The organism is Faecalibacterium sp. DFI.5.82, assembly GCF_029076575.1.
Taxonomy (GTDB): Bacteria; Bacillota; Clostridia; order Oscillospirales; family Ruminococcaceae; genus Faecalibacterium; species Faecalibacterium duncaniae.
Genome location: NZ_JARFIS010001167.1, coordinates 1 through 287, shown reverse-complemented (window position 1 = coordinate 287; position 287 = coordinate 1). Strand labels below are relative to the sequence as shown.

The 287-nt window shown below is 59.6% G+C and carries 1 protein-coding gene; it reads left to right on the top strand.

Going from position 1 to position 287, the window contains the following annotated elements; genetic code table 11:
- Positions 1-287, top strand: a 287-nt coding sequence (locus P0G09_RS20580) for a toprim domain-containing protein (RefSeq protein ID WP_275253609.1), incomplete at both ends; no start/stop codon positions are given.

The window sequence follows — 287 nt, the reverse complement described above, 5'->3', positions numbered from 1 at the left end:
CAAACCCAAGTACGTCAACAGCCCCGAGACACTGGTCTACCACAAGTCGGATACCGTGTTCGCACTGCAGATCGCCAAGAAGAGCGCTTCCCGGCGGTTCGTTCTCTGCGAGGTTTACATGGACGTTATTTCCATGCATCAGGCGGGGATCGACACGGCGGTCTGCGCCTGCGGCACGGCCCTGACTCCGGATCAGGTAAAGATCATCAGCCAGTTCGCGGAGGAAGTCATTCTGAGCTACGTCTCGGATGAGGCCGGCCAGAAGGCCACCCTGCGCTCGCTGGAAC